This is a genomic window from Vibrio wakamikoensis (assembly GCF_050337275.1).
Taxonomy (GTDB): domain Bacteria; phylum Pseudomonadota; class Gammaproteobacteria; order Enterobacterales; family Vibrionaceae; genus Vibrio; species Vibrio chaetopteri.
The window spans coordinates 67,435-85,829 of the sequence record NZ_JAKJST010000014.1 but is presented as its reverse complement, the minus strand read 5'-3'; the positions used below and the strand labels follow the sequence as shown (position 1 = coordinate 85,829).

Genomic DNA, 18,395 nt, shown 5'->3' with positions numbered 1-18,395 from the left:
GATTAAAACTGATTACTCAACTCACTGACCAAACTGCCCACCCACATTGAAAGCGCTTACTTTCGAAACTAAAAAAACGCGCGTTAGCTTTGATGGTAAAATCAATAAGTTTTGTGTCATTTTGCTGCCTATTTGACTCTTGCAGCCCGTATTAACTAGTTCACTACAATTCAGACACCTTGTATACAGCGATAAAAATTCCTTTCTCTAAAACTAGCGAACCATCACCAAAAAGAAAGCGCTTTCAATTAAAAATATAAAACCGCGGCTATTTATTGAACTAGCCGCGCTGGCGCGGCTAAAATGCAGACAGCGAGACCAGAGTTTTGGTGTAATCTTGTTCTGGCCTAGCAAACAGTTGCTGAGTATTGCCTTGTTCAACAATCTGGCCGTCTTTCATCACTATGGTGTAATGGCACAGCGACTTAACCACATTCAAGTCATGACTAATAAATAGATAAGTGAGCCCGTGCTTTACCTGAAGTGCTTTAAGCAAATCCAGCACCTGAGCCTGAACTGTACGATCCAGTGATGAGGTTGGTTCATCGAGCAGAATAAACTCAGGCTTTAAGATCAACGCCCTCGCTATTGCAATTCGTTGACGCTGACCGCCGGAAAACTCATTTGGATAACGATGACGCGTTTCTGGATCTAAATCGACTTCACGCATCACATCGCAAATCATAGAATCCAATGTTTGCTCATCATGCTCAAAGTGAACACGAAGCCCCTCACCAATGACTTGTGCTACTGACATTCGTGGGTTAAGCGCAGAGAACGGGTCTTGAAACACCACCTGCATTCGGCTTCGATATGGCAGCATTCCTTTTCTGTCCAAAGTTTGAATGTCTTGCCCATCAAACTCAATCAGCCCTTCACTTTGAACCAACTTGAGTATTGCCATTCCAGTGGTCGATTTGCCTGAGCCACTCTCCCCTACCAGACCAATTGAATGCCCTTGCCGTAACTCAAAGTTCATGTTGGTCACAGCTTTCACGTGGTCGAGAACCCGCTTAAACAGTCCCCCCTTAATTGGGAACCATACCTTGAGATTTTCTACTGACAGTAATGGTTTTGCGCTAGTGCTGACTTCAACCGGTAAACCGCGTGGATCTGAATTAATAAGCTTCTGAGTGTAAGGGTGAGAAGGCTCATTGAACACCTGCTGACACTCACCGACCTCTACTAATCTACCTTGCTGCATTACCGCTACGCGATCAGCAATACGCCTTACAATACTCAAGTCATGGGTGATGAAGAGCATAGCCATGCCCATCTCTTCTTGGAGCTCTTTAAGCAAGTCAAGAATTTGTGCCTGAACCGAAACATCAAGCGCCGTGGTTGGTTCATCTGCGATAAGAAGCTCTGGCTCATTGATAAGTGCCATAGCGATCATCACACGCTGACGTTCTCCACCAGACAGCTCATGCGGATAAGCGGTAACCTTCTGCTCCGGGTTGCGAATACCAACTTTCTTGAGCCAACTAATCGCGTGTTGTTCCGCTTTATTGGTGCGCATACCTCGGTGAATCGATAGGGTTTCTACCAACTGCTTACCCACTTTGTGAAGCGGATTGAGCGACACCATCGGCTCTTGGAAAATCATACCAATGCGACCACCACGAATGCCACGAAGCTGTCGCTCAGAGCAGTTCAACATATCGATATCATCGAACTTAATATGACCGTTCAAGTAATGGCTGGAGCCCTTTGGCAATAGTTTAAGTATGGAATTGGCGGTAACTGACTTACCAGAACCACTTTCACCTACCAATGCCAGCGTCTCTCCTTTTCGGATATCCAGTGAGACATCGAAGGTCACTTGTTCAACATTTTTGCCTCTGCCAAAGCCAACCGACAAACTATCAATCGAGAGCACGTGTTTTGGATCGTCTTTAGTCATCATCCTCTCCTAGCCTTGTTGATGTGGGTCGAATGCATCGCGCACCGCTTCGCCAGCAAAAACCAGTAAAGTCAGCATCATAGATAACACAGCAAATGCGGATAAGCCAAGCCAAGGCGCCTGCAGGTTAGCCTTGCCTTGCGCCAGCAGCTCACCCAATGATGGAGAGCCCGCAGGCAAACCAAATCCTAAAAAGTCGAGCGAGGTAAGTGTGGTTACCGAGCCAGAAAGAATGAACGGCATCATAGTTAATGAAGCCACCATCGCATTGGGTAACATATGTCGCAGCATAATGCGCTTATCGTCGACCCCCATGGCATGAGCTGCTCTCACATAATCAAAATTTCTACAGCGTAAAAACTCGGCACGCACCACGCCGACTAAGCTCATCCAACTAAAGAGCACCATAATACCAAGTAGCCACCAAAAGTTGGGCTCCACGAAGCTGGATAAGATGATAAGCAAGAACAGCGTCGGCATACCCGACCACACTTCAATAAATCGCTGCCCAAATAGGTCAACCCAGCCACCGTAGTACCCTTGCGTGGCACCAACGCCAGCGCCAATCACGCTGGAAACAATGGTTAAAATAAAACCAAACAATACCGAAATACGAAAACCGTAAATCACTCGCGCCAGTACATCACGGCCTTTGTCATCGGTACCCAACCAGTTCACATTATCTGGTGCAGATGGTACTGAGGCAACAATGTCGTAGTTGATGGTATCGTAGCTAAAGCGGATCAATGGCCAAATCAAATAACCTTTCTCTTCAATTAGCTCAATGACATACGGATCGGTATAGTCAGCTTCGGTTTCAAATTCACCGCCAAACTCGGTTTCGGCGTATTGCTCAAATATCGGGTAATACCATTGATTGTCATACTCCACCAATAGCGGTTTATCATTGGCAATAAACTCAGCAAAAAGACTGAGAATAAACAGCAACATGAAAATCCATGTAGACCAGTAACCACGTTTATTGGCTTTAAATCGCTGCCAACGCGCTTTTGTAAGGGGATTCATTGCCATTTATCGCGCCTCGAAATCGATACGAGGATCGACCCACGTATAAGTTAAGTCAGAAATAATGCTCAAAATCAGACCCAATAACGTCATAATGTACAAGGAGCTAAACACCACTGGATAGTCACGCTGAATCGTCGATTCAAAACCAAGCAGACCAATGCCCTCTAACGAGAACATCACCTCAATCAGCATTGAACCAGTAAAGAAAATGCTAATAAAAGCCCCAGGGAAGCCGGCAATAATAATCAACATGGCATTGCGGAACACGTGCTTATAGAGGATGCTGCTTTCATCCAGACCTTTCGCACGTGCTGTCACCACATATTGCTTGTTGATTTCATCTAGGAATGAGTTCTTAGTCAGCATACTAAGCGTCGCAAAACCACCAATCACCATTGCAAGGATGGGTAGCGTTAAATGCCAGAAGTAATCGACGATCTGCTGATACCAGGTTAACTGGTCAAAGTTGCTTGATACTAGGCCACGCAGCGGGAACCAACTGAAATAGTTACCACTAGCGAAAAAGATAATAAGAATGATGGCAAACAAAAAGCCGGGAATGGCGTAACCGACAATCACCACGGCACTCGACCATATATCAAACCGAGAGCCATGATGAATCGCCTTCAAGATCCCAAGAGGTATGGAGATCAAGTAGATAATGAGCGTGCTCCACAGACCAAGCGATATCGAGACGGGTAGCCGCTCTTTGATCAAATCAATCACATTACCACCGCGGAACAAGCTATCGCCAAAGTTAAACATGGCGTAATTTTTCAGCATATCAAAGTAGCGTTCGTGAAGCGGTTTATCGAAACCAAACTGAACCTTAATCGCTTCTACGACTTCAGGGTCAAGGCCACGTGAACCCTTGTAGCCTGTGGCGACATCACCCTGCCCCGCATCAAGCTCTACCTCTGTACCACCACCACTAAATCGTTCCATGATGCCAGAATCCAAGCCTTGCATCTGAGCTAAAGCTTGTTCGACAGGCCCGCCAGGGGCGATCTGAATGATGAAAAAATTAATGGTTATGATCGCCCACAGTGTTGGTATCACCAACAACAAGCGTCGGAAAATATAGGCCGCCATGCAATCCTCTTATCGACGTTTTTCAGGAAGGATTTGTGCCTTCTGCTCTGAAATCCACCAAGTATCTATACCCAAATCATAAGTAGGCAGAACATCCGGACGCTCAAACTTATCCCAAGTCGCGACACGGTACTTTTTGATGTACCACTGAGGAATGATGTAATAATTCCATTGCAGCACTCGATCTAATGACCGTCCGAGAACCTTTAATCTTTCCGGATCGTCTTGGCTGTCTGCAATCATATCGGTGAGTGCGTCAATAACTGGGTCTTTAACGCCAGCTTGGTTATAGGTGGAGTCGATAAAATTCGAGTTCCAAACAATTTTTAGGTTTGAACTTGGGTAGCGATGTGCCGAGTAGCTAGAAGAAACCATGTCATAATCACGGTCACGCCAGCGTTTTAGGTATTGAGTGGTGTCAACCGTACGTATGCGCATATCGATACCCATAGCACGCATGTTCTTTTGAACAGGTATCGCGATACGCTCTGTGGTCGGGTTGTAGATCAGAAGCTCAAAACTCAGTGGCTCACCTGTATCAACATTGGTCATCACCTTATTTTTAAGCTCCCAACCTGCTTCTTTGAGCAGGGCAAACGCTTTGCGCATTTGTGGACGAATACGGCCAGAACCATCCGTTACAGGAGGATTATATTCGTCAGTGAATACACGCGCTGGAATTTTATCTTTAAACTTATCCAGTACTTCTAGCTCTTCCGACGAAGGTAACCCTTTCGCCTCGTAATCCGTATTTTGGAAATAGCTACGTGTTCGCGTGTACTGGTTATAGAACATGTTGCGATTCATCCACTCAAAGTCCATGGCATAACTCAACGCCTCACGGACTTTCGAATCACTAAATGCTGGTCGCTCGGTGTTGAATACAAACCCTTGAGTGCTCATAGGCTTGTGGTGTTCAATTTCTTCTTTCTTGATATAGCCACGGTCAAAATTACTGCCTGTGTAAGAGCTAGCCCAAAACTTAGCACTCGACTCTTGCCTAAAATCAAACTCACCCGCTTTGAATGCTTCTAACATTACCGTGTCATCACGGTAATAGTCATATTGGATGGTTTTAAAGTTGTTTCGGCCAACATTAACCGAGAGATCTTTCGCCCAGTAATTCTCGTCGAGCTGGTAAGTAAGGGTTTGCCCCATTTTGAAATCGACAATTTGGTAAGCACTGCTGCCTACTGGAGGCTCATTGAGGGGCTCGGAGAAGTTTCGATCTTTCCAATAGTGTTCCGGTAGAACTCGGGTGCCCTGCGCTAAACCGAACAGTTTCTCTTTGTTGGGAACCGACATATCAATTCTTACTGTAAGCTTATCAATAGCTTTAACGCTTTTGACATCCTTATAGTACGCCTTGTACTGAGGCACACCTTCCGCCATGAATTTGTTGAAAGTGAACTCTACGTCTTTGGCAGTAATCGCTACACCATCACTAAAACGTGCTTTAGGATTAATATCAATCTCTAGCCAGGAGTAATCATCGGAGTAACGGATTTTCTCCGCGATGAGTGGGTAGTAGGCATCGACCTCATCCCCGGAAGGAAGCATCAACGGATCGTATAACTCGCCAGTCGCAGCGGCAGGTTGACCACGAGATGCATAGCGGTTGAAATTATCGAAAGTGCCCATCTGCCCAAACGTAACTTTGCCGTACTTTGGTGCATCAGGGTTAACATAATCAAAGTGTTTGAAATTTTCTGGATACTTAGCGCTACCGAATCCGGTCAATGAAGTGGTCTCAACCACATTAGCTGCCATCACCGCCGATGAAAACAGCCCTACTCCCATCGCAACTACCGCGTGTTTTATTAACGTCATCCTTTCCCCCGAAATAAAGAAAGGGCGTCAATGTGCGTCCTTTCTTCGCTAGCGTATTTTTTTGCTTATTTTCTTAAGTATATATCTATAAATAGCTGTATTTGACGGGGTTTTCAAGGGTTCGAGGGGGGAGTTATTTCAATATTGGGTTAAACCTATAGGGTGATGAGGCCAAACGATGAATTAATCGCCACATTGACTACTTTGTTGGATCTTATGTGTTTCTGGACAGTACATGTGTACTCGGCCTGAATTACCTTTTTTCGATTTGTAGAGTGCCTTATCAGCTAGCTCGATAATGTTACTGTCATCAGAGCTATGCGTGGCAACACCGATCGAGCACGAGACGTTAAATCGACTTCCACTGCTGCTTTCAAACTCCAACGCATCTATCTTGCGGGACAATCGAGTTGCCAGTGTATACGCTTGATGCACGTGACTGCCTGGTAGCAACAGCACGAACTCATCACCACCATAACGGCACAGTTTATCCTCCGAACGGGTAAACTGATCGATCACTTCGACCACATCAACCAAGACTCGATCGCCAATAGAGTGACCATACTTGTCGTTAATCGGCTTAAATCGATCGACATCAATAATCAGTAAAGAGCTCGGTACACCCAATTCCCTGTAGTTAGTTCTCTCTTCTTCCAATGCAAGGTGCAAGTAGCGGCGATTAAAACAACCCGTTAGCCCATCAGTGTTTGCTTCTTCCAACAGCACCTGTCTCTCGGCCATATCTTTTGACACATCAACAGCAAAACCGATAACACCTAATACTTGATTGTTCTTTACGATAGGCGATGACACGGTAAGGTGATAAAGCTCACTATCATCAATTGAAAAAGGAATCTTTTGCTGACTAGGCTTACGATTCTCGACGACTTGCTTATCATTGAGACGCATCATTTTTGCGGTGCGAAAACTAAATAAATGCCAATCAGTTTTGCCCTTAATACCCTCAAGGGTTACGCCAAAGGTATCGAGCACTTTTTTATTCACGTACTGATAATGACCATCCACATCTTTAATAAAGATGTAGGCATCGACTGCATCGAATACCTCAGATAGACCAAGTAGTTCTTCGCTGGATTCATGTTGAGTCGATAAAATCAGATCAAGCATACAATAACGCTTTTAGTGCACCACGTTGAATATAATAGCCTTAGAGTTTATACCCAACTTTCCGAGTTTGCAGAAGAAGGTGGCTATTTTGTCGCCACAAATCCTAATTTTGATAGCTGGAACACATTTTGAACAAAGGTCACACAGTCATCCTGCAAAAACTTCCCTAACAGATTGACAGAGCGAGAACTTAACTTGGAAAAGCATCATTATAGGGGATGAAAACAGGGGGATTAACCGCAGATACAAAGAGAAATAGCCCTGTTCCACAGGCTTGATAAATAGCCGATAGCCGCTAGTCTTAGTACGATAGTTGTGATTTAAATCACATTAATTGAGTCATTGAATCTTTAACTTCAGGATTGCGTTATGAGAGCACTACTTATTGCAGCCCTAGCATTGGGCTTTTCCCTTTCAGCGAATGCCGCACAATTAGAGCCTGCCGGAGTGGCAACTGGACAAGGCGGAGCGAATGTCTGCCTCTATAAAGCGGCGGGCACTGAAACGGTTGTTTATGCCCTATATAGCAACACGCCTTGCCCTACCCTAACAAGCAAGTAAGGTAATGACAGAGTAGTAAATAAACTACTCTGTCACTTACGTCTAATACTTCTTCATTGCCTCAACAAAAGCCTTCTCCGCACTTTGCGAACCCAGCGCTTCTGCTTCTTTTGATAGCCTTAATGCTTTCTCAAATTGTCCTTTCTCGACGGCACGCTCAATAGCGGCATTAAAGGCTTGTTCTTTTTCCCCAGTAAGTACGCCCTCTGGTTCTGCCTCAACATACTTCTCCGCAACTTGTTGGCGCTCTTGCTGCTGAGCTTCTGTTTCGAGACGTGGCCCTGTCGGTTGATAATCTAGCTCGAGAGTCACAAGTCCGACGGCGGCGTGAGGTATCTCGTTGGTGGAATAAAACGGATCACTGGCCGACACTTGTCCTGATTGCAGAGCAAACTCACTTGGTGGCATTGGCTCTGAGCTCGTCGCCATGGCCTTATCTGTGGTGACGACGACCAAATAGCTTGGCTCTCTCCCATCAGGATAGCGGTTTGGAACCGAATACTCACCAATAAAACCCGATTTGTACAATAGCGAACTTTCGCGATGCTGAATGACGTTGTCGTCAATTACATCAACAACTTGATGGTCGCTATCGAGGATGAGAACGGTGGGCACCAACACTTGTTTGTCGATCACTGAGTACACGGTAAGATCGATGTTGCCAAGCGCGTTGGGCAGTTTTATTCCTTGAGCAAAACTGCGCCCGGTCTTTAGTGCTACTTTTGCAGACTGAGGGGTAAGCAAAACATCCAACGAACCAGGCTCTGTGACATTTTGATAATTGAGGCTTGCCATTGATTGGCAACACCCTTGAGACGAGGCAAGTTGCTCATACCCGAGCACATCATCACCACTTGGTACGATTTGATCTTGTTTCGCACAACCAAAGGTGGTCGCGAGTACTATCGCGAGAATGGTTTGTCGTAACATGGCAACACTCCTTACTGCTTATGGCTACGTCATGGTATGAACTATTTTAACCAAAAAGTAACCGCTTTCACGACATATTGTCGGAAAGTTAGAGTTCAAACAAAAAAAAGCCACTCTATAATTAGAGTGGCAACATAAAACTAGCTTTGATAAAGCGAGAACCAAAACCCTTTATCTTTAGCATAAACACAATACAAATCATGAATATTGTGAAAAATACGGATATGCTCTCTCCCCGTGATACACATATCCGTCCCCTCTATAGACAGTGGTTTACATTACCACCACATATCCGCTTGGATACCTACTAGCAGGTCTGCCTTATCGCGGCTTGAACCATCAAGGTACGTCGCTAGGAAGCGGATTTCTGGAGCAGGACCAAAGCCTGTACCTACTGTCACTGTTGGTGCGATAGTCAGTTTGTAGTCATATGCACTGCCACCAACATCATTTGCGTCAGACCAATCACCGTATTGATAGCCCGCTTCTGTTGCAATTGACCAGTTCTTAGAAATTGGGAATGTTGGACGTACCATCGCCGATGCCCAAGAATCTTTACCACGTTTCTCTAGGTCGTTATATTGACCTTGAATTGAGTGGAAAATACTCACGCCGTTTTCAAAGAAGTAACCACCCCAAATTAACGCACGTGTTGATACGTCACCCGAGTCGATTTTCTTCATATTAGCAGGACCAGCTGCACCGCCGTAGCCTGGTTTCCATGCATTATATGTTGTGATTGTACCGCCCAACAACTGACCAGAGCCTAAGCCTTTACCTGCTTGTGCAATATATTTAGTGAAGCCCTTTTCAGACAAACCAAATACAGTATCAGAATGGTAGATACCGGTAATTTCCATACCTGTGTCAGCATATTCTACGTCATCAACGAAGTTATCCGGGAGGTATTTACCCATAGCGTGAACTTCGAAAGAACCAAAATTAACACCAACATGAGCTGAGTGCATTGGGTTGTTATCATCGAGTCCCCAATAACCACCTTCCGCATTGTCACTTGCGATATAAGCGAAATCCCATTTGTTACCACCAAGTTCAATGCCTTCTACGCCTACACCAGTACCAGACATATCGGTATAGAAGAAATCTGTCATAAAGATGTAATTATCTTTACCATAGAAACGCTTACCACCCCACATTGTGCCCGTTTCTGTTACACCATCAAATTCAACGAATGTTTCAACCAAACCAATGCTACCGTTAGCTGCATCCGCGTTGGTACCTAATTGGTTTTTACCCTCAGACTGCGCGTTGTCTGCACCAGCACGAGTCTTAATACGAATAGCTTGACCGTCTGCAGTATCAAAGTTCTTTTGTAGAGCAAGCTCAAAGTGGTTATCTGATTCGATACCGAGACGACCTAACTTCTCTTTTGTAGCAGGGAATTTTGAACGTTTAAAATCATCGTTCTTACTATACAATGCACCTGCACGGAAATAACCATGGAATTCGAAACCTTGTGTATTTTCAGCGGCGATCACGTTTGAACTAGCAGCACTTAGACCAGCCATTAGGCAAGCAAGCGAAATTTGTGATAATTTCATTATCAGCTCCTGATTTATTATAAATTGTTTTCCGTTTTTAAATACCAAGAAAATAAATTAGCAACCACTGCTTTTATTTAATTAGCACTGACATTTAGAAAAAGAATGAAATCAGACCCCCACCTGAATTCACACTATTTCTAGTTTTCACCTCTCCCTTAGATAAAGGAAGAGAATAATTCATTGTTGCTCTTTCTATTACTAATCAAATTTTTGGCCGCAAGAGTCCCCCAGCATTTAGCCGAAATAATCATTTTTTTGCGTCACCTCAATGTAAGCGCTTACTTTAGTAAGCTAACACTTTTACGTTTGATCAGTTCTATCTTACACAACACTCAGCCTATCACTTGATATGGCGGCACTTTCACGTGCCTTCGTCTGAAAGCCACCCTTACTACATAGAAAGCGCTTTCATAATTTGTGAGATTTTTGAGGAATAGTGACGATTGAAGCGCTTGTTCCTCATTGCTTGATAACCATATTAATAGCAGGCAAACACTATGTACACAGCATCCATTTCAATGAATGAACAAAACATGAGGCTCATCACCAGAAAGAAAGCGCTTTCTTTTGCTAATGTGGCGTCTATCACTAAACGTGAGAAAGCAATTCGATATGATGCTTTCAAGCCTACAAATCGCAAGCCAGATCACAGAATGCCGTCGTGGATTATGCGTTCCACGCTCGGATTACCAATGACCTGTCTATTTGTAGTATAGTTAAAAGGTGTTATTGAATAAATTTCCAATAATTTCAATAAGATTGAATGATAGGATCGAAAATTGATTACGATAAAAGAAGTCGCAGAACTTGCCCAAGTATCCCAAGCGACGGTGTCGAGGACACTCAATGGCCACTCTTCTGTAAAAGAAGCCAACAAGCAAAAAGTGTTTGCTGCGATGGAAGAACTGGGCTATCAGCCTAATACCTTCGCGCAAGCGCTTGCATCAAATCGCTCATGCAGTATTGGTATGCTCGTGGGTACTTTAGACGGTCCTTTCTATGGTCCAATGATGCATGAAGTTGAGAAAGTGGTACGTTCAGAGAATTATCATCTGATCATCACTAGTGGTCATGAAGAGTACGATGAAGAACATGAGTCAATCCGCTTTCTGCGTTCAAAGAAAGTTGACGGTTTGGTACTCACTGTCGATACCCTTTCCGATAGTGAGCTACTTGAGATTTCTCGTCAAAATGAAGCGACGGTACTGATTAACCGCTACATTCCAGAAATGGCAGATCGCTGTATTTGGTTAGATAACGAAAAAGGCGGCTTTCTCGCCACTGAATATCTAATTAAAAAAGGTCACACTCAAATCGGTTGTATCAGCGGTCAGTTAAGCAAAGTGGACAGTCGCGATCGTCTGCAAGGCTATCGCAATGCGCTAAGTCACTATGGTGTTGCTTATAATCCGAATGCTGTCGTTGAAGGTCGATTTGATAATCAATGCAATCACGATGCGATTCGTCGTCTTTTGGATCGCGATATTCCACTGACCGCCATTTTCTGTATGAACGATAACATCGCAATGACGGCTTACACGCTTTGCTTAGAACGCGGCATCAAAGTGGGTGAAGACATTTCAATTATTGGTTTCGATAACGTACCTTTTGGTCAACATATGACACCAGGTCTCACCACAGTTGATTTCCCTATTCAAAAAATGGCCACCGCCGCCGCCAAGAAAGTCATGGCCATTGTTAAAGGTAAGAGTACCGCATCGCAGCCTATCGAACCCATTGAGCCAAGTATTATTAGCCGTGGTTCAGTTAAGACATTGAGTAGCTAATACACTTAGTCATTAATACATAGCACCATTAGCTCAATTCTTAACACGTTTTTCTCCCATTCATTCATAAAAAAAGGCAGGACAATTCATTGTCCTGCCTTTTTATTTACGTTTTGTTTCTAGATAACCAGTTTTTCCGCTGGAATCGTCACGTATACCGCTTTCACCTGACCACTACGATCGAAAATGTGTTTGCTCAAATTCTCAGGAATCATATTCGACACTTTTTCAATCTTAGGACCATTAACTAACTCTACCGTAAGAGAAACTTCATTTTGCTCTTCACTCAATGTGTACACAAATGGTACCTGACACAATGTGAATGCAAGACTACCTACTTCTACATCAATTTGATGCTCCTGACCATTAAGGTCGAAGTAGTCAAACGCAACTGGCTCAGTTAAGAACTCAGACTTATCGAGTAGGTTCGGAGTAATTTGAATCTCACCATCAGTGATTGCAACCCCTAGCTCACCGAAGCGAGTGATCACTTCCTCTTTCACTTGACCGGTCATACCTGGTTGCTGTGCACCGGCTTGTTTTGGTGTGTGTGAGTATGGGTCAGTTGGGAACGCACCATACACTAGAGGCGTTTTGTTGAAACCGATACCTTCACGGACTCGGTAGTAAAACTCAGCCAATTGCTTAGTTTTCTCTGTATTGCCCAGCTCTACCCACGCTTGCTGATAGTTCTCTTGAACCGCTAGCAATAGCTTTGAAACCATGTGCCAGTAAATACAGCCTAAGCCCTCATAGCCAAACATGGTGCCAGAGCGCCCCGTAAACGCTTTGTGATTAAAGGTCTGTTCGTAGATATCAGCGACTTTTTCCCAGTCCTGACGACCAAAACGTGGATAGTCTGCAGCAACTTGTGCGATGCGTGCTTCCAGTACACCTGCATTTTCGAAATCAGCATTGAAGTGAACACGGTTTTCAATATCTTGATTCACAATACGCTTGTCATCGTTCTCTAGCATCGCTTGCAGCAGCGGGCTATTATCCACGAGGTTCTTAGTAATGTGATTCTTCTTCAAGAAAGCCGTTAAGTCACGGTCTGGATAGAGCATAAAGCTCAGTTGATCTTCACGGAACATCTCGCTATCGAAAAGCTTGGTTAGCAAATCAACCGCTTGTGTCGCATCTAAGATGCCCGCACTTAGAATAGCAACTTGACCTTCAAGCATCGGGTACAAGTACTCAACATTGGCACCATCACCTTGTAGATCAAGAATGTTGTAAGCGTTATACAGGCCGTCTTCACGCTTGTTGCTATGAATCGTATGGTCAAGTAGCGTCTTGGACACGCGAAGTAGCTCTTCCACTTCCGTCATCTCAACCGTCGACTTTCCTGAGAAACCGTTGGCGTAAATGCCCACACGGTATTCTTCTGCTACTTTTGCAAGCTTAGTCAGTAGCGCTTTACGTGACTGAGGTGTAATTTTCTCAACACGCAATGATGCTGCCGCTTCTGATAGCACTTCACTGGTTTTAGCCAGCCACGTTGCCACTTCGCTTGATAGCGCAACGTTAATTGGCGCGCGACAAATAAGCTTTTGCATGAATGTTACGTATCGGCGCATGTAGTACAGCGTCACCATAGACAAACCGTTACCAACAATCGCGTTGTTCGCATCATTCCACTCTGGACGTTGCGTATTGAGCCAAATACCGCCATCGATCACGAAGTTACTAAGCTTAGAAAGTAGTGGCACCAACAATTTCTCTAGCAGGTTAACTTGGTAGACCTCACCATTGCCACTCATCACTAAGCGACCATCACTGCCCATGGTTTCCGTTAGTTCTTCAGTTGTCGCTTGCTTTTGCTCGTTGAACGTGACGGTATCTTTCGGGTTAGCAAACAACTGCTCTACACCAGAAATTTCATAAGGTACGTTAGCGTAACTGTATGTCTCTTCACTTAACCATTCGATAAGGTCATTGCTTTGATACTTATCCGCCAATTCAAGGAACTTAAGTAGGTAGATGATCTGGTGATCACCCCAGTAACCAATGTTGCTCCATGGATCATCTAAATCTAGAAGTTCCCAGTCGACACCCTCTTTAGTAATACGGTAAGGGTTGTAACCATCAATAGTCGATGCGTTGACAAACTTCGCTACAAAGGAACCAATGAAGTTTGGATAGCTGAGCGCCATCGCTTCCCAGTTTTGGAAAATATCACGCCAGTTACCTTGGTACGCGAGCAAACGCTGACCTTCTTCATCACGCACTTTGATTTCAAAATGGTTCCATGGGCGGCTTGGATCACCGTGGCGACGACCGAATGTAAGTGGTAAATACTCGTAAGCCATACGCAGTAATTGCTGGTCACCGGTATCTTTCGCCATAGACACCAATTGTGGATGCGATAGGTTTTCTGGCAGCGTGCGCAGCAATGCAGAGTGCTTCTCTACAACCTTCTTGTTGATACGAGTGAACGTTGCCAGCACATCGCTGCTATCAAGCTTATAACCATCCACAAAAACGCCGCCACGCATGTTGTTAAACAACACATTAGCGTAGTGGTGAACCGCGGTTTCTTCCGATGACGTCAACTGCCATGCATCCGCTCCAGCCATAAGTAGCTTGAGCTCATCACGATTCGCTTTCACATCTTTGGCGACAGTCGCATAGATTTCATCGTCTAGGACAAGCTGGTTTTTCAGAACAGCAACGTCAGCGTGTGACTTATCGATATCCGCGATGATAGTCCAAGATTCACAGTCACCAGCAGAAAGCGTCAGGGACTGAGTGATAAGGAAAGCACCACGCTCGCCGCGAGTCAGTGATTCCGCGTTTAGCGGTAATCCTTTACGGAAATTCGCTACATCTTTGGCGTTCAGCGTCACTTGCTGAGCGTTAGGCGCGATGCCGAAAACCGTTGTTGCACGCAGTGATTCTGCTGGCTCAGCACGGTCGCTAAGCTTGGCGTACATGCTGTACGTTGCCATTGGCAAATCTTCAATGCGCTCATTCCATTTGTACGCGTCTACCAGTGCACTGCGCGTTTGCAGAGCTTGAAGCGGTGCACCTGAAGGTAGCAAGTTTTGAATACCATCAATGATGTCAAACTCAACCGCGTTCTCACCCAAGTTAGTAACATGAGTTTCACGAACGAAGCCAAACTTGTCTGATGTAGACCAGCTATATTGATAGCCCAGACCTAGTGTATGGTTTAACTCTTCAAAGATGACCTTATCGCCAACTGCGTTTTTATACAGATTACGCTGCACATCATACAGACCATCATGGTGCGGATTGAACGGTTCCCAAAGTGCTGGTTTGCCCTCGCCTTTTTTAACGCGTAGCACCGCTTTTGAGCCAGTGTTGTCAGCATTCTCATGAATATGATCAACTGAACGATATGGGAATAACGCGTTCTCAGGGCGAATGCGACCTGCAGATAAGCTTCCTGTTGAGGAAATAAATAGCCAATGGTTGCTGGCAGAGACGACACTGATAAAAAACGGTGCCATCTGATCGACGTTAGAAATCTGGTAAAAACGTTCGTCGTTGATAGTAATAAATTTTCCGTGTACTTCAAACGCTTGATTAGCTTGTAATTGTTCCGTCATATTGGTCACTTCTGATTTTGTAAGCGCTTTCTTCTAAGCGCAAAATTTTTGGGATTCTTTAAATTACATGTTGTGGCAACGAACAAAGTGCTGCTCAGAGATCTGTGTCGTCTCAGGCATCTCTTTAGTGCATATATCGGTCGCGTTCGGGCAACGTGTCGCAAATGGACAGCCTACGCTCGATGGTTTCCAAAGCGGGATTTCACCTTTCTTCACAGCGAGGTCACGACGACCAGCCTTACCTACCTCAGGTACTGCAGACAGTAGCAGCTTCGAATAGGGGTGCTGAGGATTCTGAGTCACACTATCACTCTCGCCCCACTCCACCATATGGCCGACATACATCACCGCTGTTTTTTCAGCAAAGTAACGTGCTGTCGCGATATCGTGAGTGATATACATGAACGAGATACCATGCTTATCTTTTAGATCCGCCATCAGGTTCAAGATACCAAGACGTACGGATACATCGAGCATTGAAATCGGCTCATCAGCTAAGATCACCTCAGGATCAACGGCAATCGCACGTGCAATCGCAACACGTTGTCTTTGGCCACCACTTAGCTCGTGAGGGAACTTCTCTGCGGTTTCTTTTACTGGAGTTAGACCCACCAGCTCAAGCAAGTCATACACCAATTGTGGGATAGCTTTCTTGTCTGCACGGTTGTGAATCATCAACGGACGTGCAATGTGGTGATAAATCGTGTGCACTGGGTTGAGTGAGCCAAACGGGTCTTGGAAAATCATCTGTACCTGACGTGCATATTCCAACTGGCCGTTGTTCTCAATGTATTCATTCAGTGGCACACCTTTAAAGTGGACATCACCTGCGGTCTTGTCATAGATTTGAGTCAAGATACGTGCACCAGTACTTTTACCAGAGCCTGATTCACCTACAATCGCCAGCGCTTCACCTTTACGAAGTTCAAACGACACATCGTTTACCGCTCGCATTAGGTTTGATTTAGCCGATTGGCCTAGAGGGAAATCTTTAACCAAGTTTTTTACCGATAGGATGACTTCGTTACTTTGCATCATTACTTCCTTAAACCAAATGACAAGAGACTTGACGGCCGTTCGCTAGCGTTGAAAGCGCAGGTTCTACCTTCTGACACTTCTCAAAACACTCACCACAGCGAGCTTGGAAATTACAACCTGTTGGGATATCAAGCAGGTTCACTGGGTTGCCTGGAATACCAAACAGTCTTTCTTTAGGACCATGGATGGTCGGGAAAGACGCAACCAAACCTTTAGTGTATGGGTGCTCTGGAGCACCAAATACTTGCTGAGCTTCACCCATTTCAATCAAGTTGCCTGCGTACATAACACCAATACGGTCGGCAATCTCACCCATAAGGCTCAAATCGTGACTGATGAACAAGATCGAGAAGCCAAATTTAGTTTTTAGATCGTACAGTTCGTTAAGGATTTCACGCTCAACGACCACGTCTAGCGCTGTTGTTGGTTCATCCATGATGATGAGCTTTGGCTCAAGAGCTAGCGCTACCGCAATGACCACACGCTGACGCATGCCACCACTTAACTGGTGCGGGAAACTCCCCATACGATCACCGTGAATACCAACGATAGACAGCAGTTCCACCGCCTTTTCGTGAGCTTGCTTATACGGAATTTTCTTATGTGCCAAGATAACATCAGTCAGCTGCTCACCAATGGTAATCACCGGGTTTAGTGAGTTCATTGCACTTTGGAATACCACTGATACGTCGTTCCAACGGAACTGGCGCAGCTTACGGTCGTTCATTTTTAGTACATCTGTACCCTTGTACAGGATCTCACCTTCTGAGATAAGCGCTGGTGCTTTGTGTAAACGAGAGATAGCAAACGCTAGCGTACTCTTGCCACAACCTGATTCGCCCGCAATACCTAGCGTTTCACCTTCATTGATGGTCAAACTCACATTGTTTACCGCGCGAGCGACGCCATTCGGCGATACGTAATCGACACAAAGGTTATTGATTTCAAGTAAAGCGCTCATCGTAGGCCTCTCTTTTTATCTGCTTCTTTTTTCAGTTTGTGCCACAGTTTGATGTGTGGGCCAGTACGAAGTTTCGGGTTACTCACTTGGTCAATCGACATGTTAATCAGTGCCAGTGCGCCACCAGTAATTGCCAGTGCCATTGCTGGAACCATCATTTCCCACCATGCGCCGGTGTAGAGTGAAGACGAAGTTTGTGCCCAGTAAAGCATTGAGCCCCAGCTCACTTCCGTTGCATCACCTAGACCAAGAATACCAAGACCGGCTTCTGCACCCATTGCGTAGATAACGGTACCAAGGAAGCCACCAAATACGATTGAGATAAGGTTTGGCAGAATCTCTACCAGAATAATGCGAATTTTTGATTCACCCATTACTTCAGCAGAAATAATGAACTCTTTGTTACGAATTGCCATTGTTTGAGAACGTATCACCCTCGCGCCCCACGGCCAGGAGGTGATACCGAGCAACACGGTAATAACGAGGGACCCCACCTGCCCTAAGAATGCTGCGAGTACAATCAATAACGGTAACTGTGGGAACACCAAAAATACGTTAGTTAAGAAGTTTAAGCGTTCATCAATCTTGCCACCAAAATAGCCAGACGATACACCCACCAGCACAGCAATACTCATCGCAATCACACCGGCAGTCAGTGCCACTGTTAGTGATTTGCGTGCTCCGTAAAGCACCTGGCTGTAGACATCACGACCACTACGAGTAGAACCAAGCACATGCTCTGCGTTTGGTGCCACATGAGGGCGAGCAACGCGGCGCTCTGGATCATGTGTTGCAAATGCGGGAGCAAAAACAGCACCAGCTAAAACGATAGTCAGAAGAAAACCACCAATAATCGCTGGCGGGTTGCCATAGAAAAAGGCGTACACCTTACCCAGTTTTGATTTGATATTTTTCCACGAGAAAGCAGATTCTCTCACCGCTAATTTGCTCTCGCGGTCATATTTATGAGCGTCAATTAACTTTTCCATAATACGG

The 18,395-nt window shown here is 45.0% G+C and carries 13 protein-coding genes; 2 read left to right on the top strand and 11 right to left on the bottom strand.

The features are described 5' to 3' along the window. Positions 1–298 precede the first annotated feature (298 nt). The 5 genes from L4C42_RS05135 to L4C42_RS05115 form a co-directional block, all read right to left on the bottom strand. A complete protein-coding gene (locus L4C42_RS05135; RefSeq protein WP_429759632.1) occupies positions 299–1,903 on the bottom strand; it encodes an ABC transporter ATP-binding protein in 1,605 nt (534 codons plus the stop codon). A 9-nt stretch (positions 1,904–1,912) separates the two neighbouring features. Continuing rightward, a complete protein-coding gene (locus tag L4C42_RS05130) occupies positions 1,913–2,935 on the bottom strand; it encodes an ABC transporter permease (protein ID WP_353499082.1) in 1,023 nt (340 codons plus the stop codon). Beyond that, positions 2,936–4,024, bottom strand: coding sequence for a microcin C ABC transporter permease YejB (locus L4C42_RS05125; protein ID WP_418642429.1), 1,089 nt, complete (start codon positions 4,022–4,024; stop codon positions 2,936–2,938). Positions 4,025–4,033: 9 nt separating this feature from the next. Further along, positions 4,034–5,854, bottom strand: a complete 1,821-nt coding sequence (locus tag L4C42_RS05120; protein ID WP_429759630.1) for an extracellular solute-binding protein — start codon at positions 5,852–5,854, stop codon at positions 4,034–4,036. Between the two features lie 183 nt (positions 5,855–6,037). Next, positions 6,038–6,982: a sensor domain-containing diguanylate cyclase gene (locus L4C42_RS05115; protein WP_353499079.1), complete on the bottom strand. Its 945-nt coding sequence runs from the start codon at positions 6,980–6,982 to the stop codon at positions 6,038–6,040. A 369-nt stretch (positions 6,983–7,351) separates the two neighbouring features. Between L4C42_RS05115 and L4C42_RS05110 the strand changes: the two genes are divergently transcribed. Next, positions 7,352–7,543 carry a hypothetical protein gene (locus tag L4C42_RS05110; RefSeq protein WP_353499078.1) on the top strand — a complete coding sequence of 64 codons (192 nt, stop codon included), beginning with the start codon at positions 7,352–7,354 and terminating at the stop codon, positions 7,541–7,543. A 42-nt stretch (positions 7,544–7,585) separates the two neighbouring features. Here L4C42_RS05110 and L4C42_RS05105 read toward each other — a convergent pair whose 3' ends face one another. Together L4C42_RS05105 and L4C42_RS05100 are read right to left on the bottom strand one after the other, a co-directional pair. Continuing rightward, positions 7,586–8,473, bottom strand: a complete 888-nt coding sequence (locus L4C42_RS05105; protein ID WP_418642431.1) for a MalM family protein — start codon at positions 8,471–8,473, stop codon at positions 7,586–7,588. A gap of 278 nt (positions 8,474–8,751) precedes the next feature. After that, positions 8,752–10,035: a carbohydrate porin gene (locus L4C42_RS05100; protein ID WP_353499076.1), complete on the bottom strand. Its 1,284-nt coding sequence runs from the start codon at positions 10,033–10,035 to the stop codon at positions 8,752–8,754. Between the two features lie 782 nt (positions 10,036–10,817). Between L4C42_RS05100 and L4C42_RS05095 the strand changes: the two genes are divergently transcribed. Then, a complete protein-coding gene (locus L4C42_RS05095) occupies positions 10,818–11,825 on the top strand; it encodes a LacI family DNA-binding transcriptional regulator (RefSeq protein ID WP_042497374.1) in 1,008 nt (335 codons plus the stop codon). A 119-nt stretch (positions 11,826–11,944) separates the two neighbouring features. Here the strand turns inward: L4C42_RS05095 and L4C42_RS05090 are convergent, their stop codons facing one another. The 4 genes from L4C42_RS05090 to L4C42_RS05075 all read right to left on the bottom strand — a co-directional run bounded on the left by L4C42_RS05090 (position 11,945) and on the right by L4C42_RS05075 (position 18,388). Beyond that, on the bottom strand, positions 11,945–15,400 hold the full coding sequence (locus L4C42_RS05090) for a hypothetical protein (RefSeq protein ID WP_353499075.1): 3,456 nt from the start codon (positions 15,398–15,400) through the stop codon (positions 11,945–11,947). Positions 15,401–15,463: 63 nt separating this feature from the next. After that, complete coding sequence (locus tag L4C42_RS05085) at positions 15,464–16,438, bottom strand: ABC transporter ATP-binding protein (protein WP_418642434.1); 975 nt, start codon at positions 16,436–16,438, stop codon at positions 15,464–15,466. 7 nt (positions 16,439–16,445) lie between these two features. Continuing rightward, positions 16,446–17,399: an ABC transporter ATP-binding protein gene (locus L4C42_RS05080; protein ID WP_418642435.1), complete on the bottom strand. Its 954-nt coding sequence runs from the start codon at positions 17,397–17,399 to the stop codon at positions 16,446–16,448. Then, on the bottom strand, positions 17,396–18,388 hold the full coding sequence (locus L4C42_RS05075) for an ABC transporter permease (protein WP_042497363.1): 993 nt from the start codon (positions 18,386–18,388) through the stop codon (positions 17,396–17,398). Before L4C42_RS05075 ends, L4C42_RS05080 begins: the two co-directional genes overlap by 4 nt. Between the last annotated feature and the right edge of the window lie 7 nt (positions 18,389–18,395).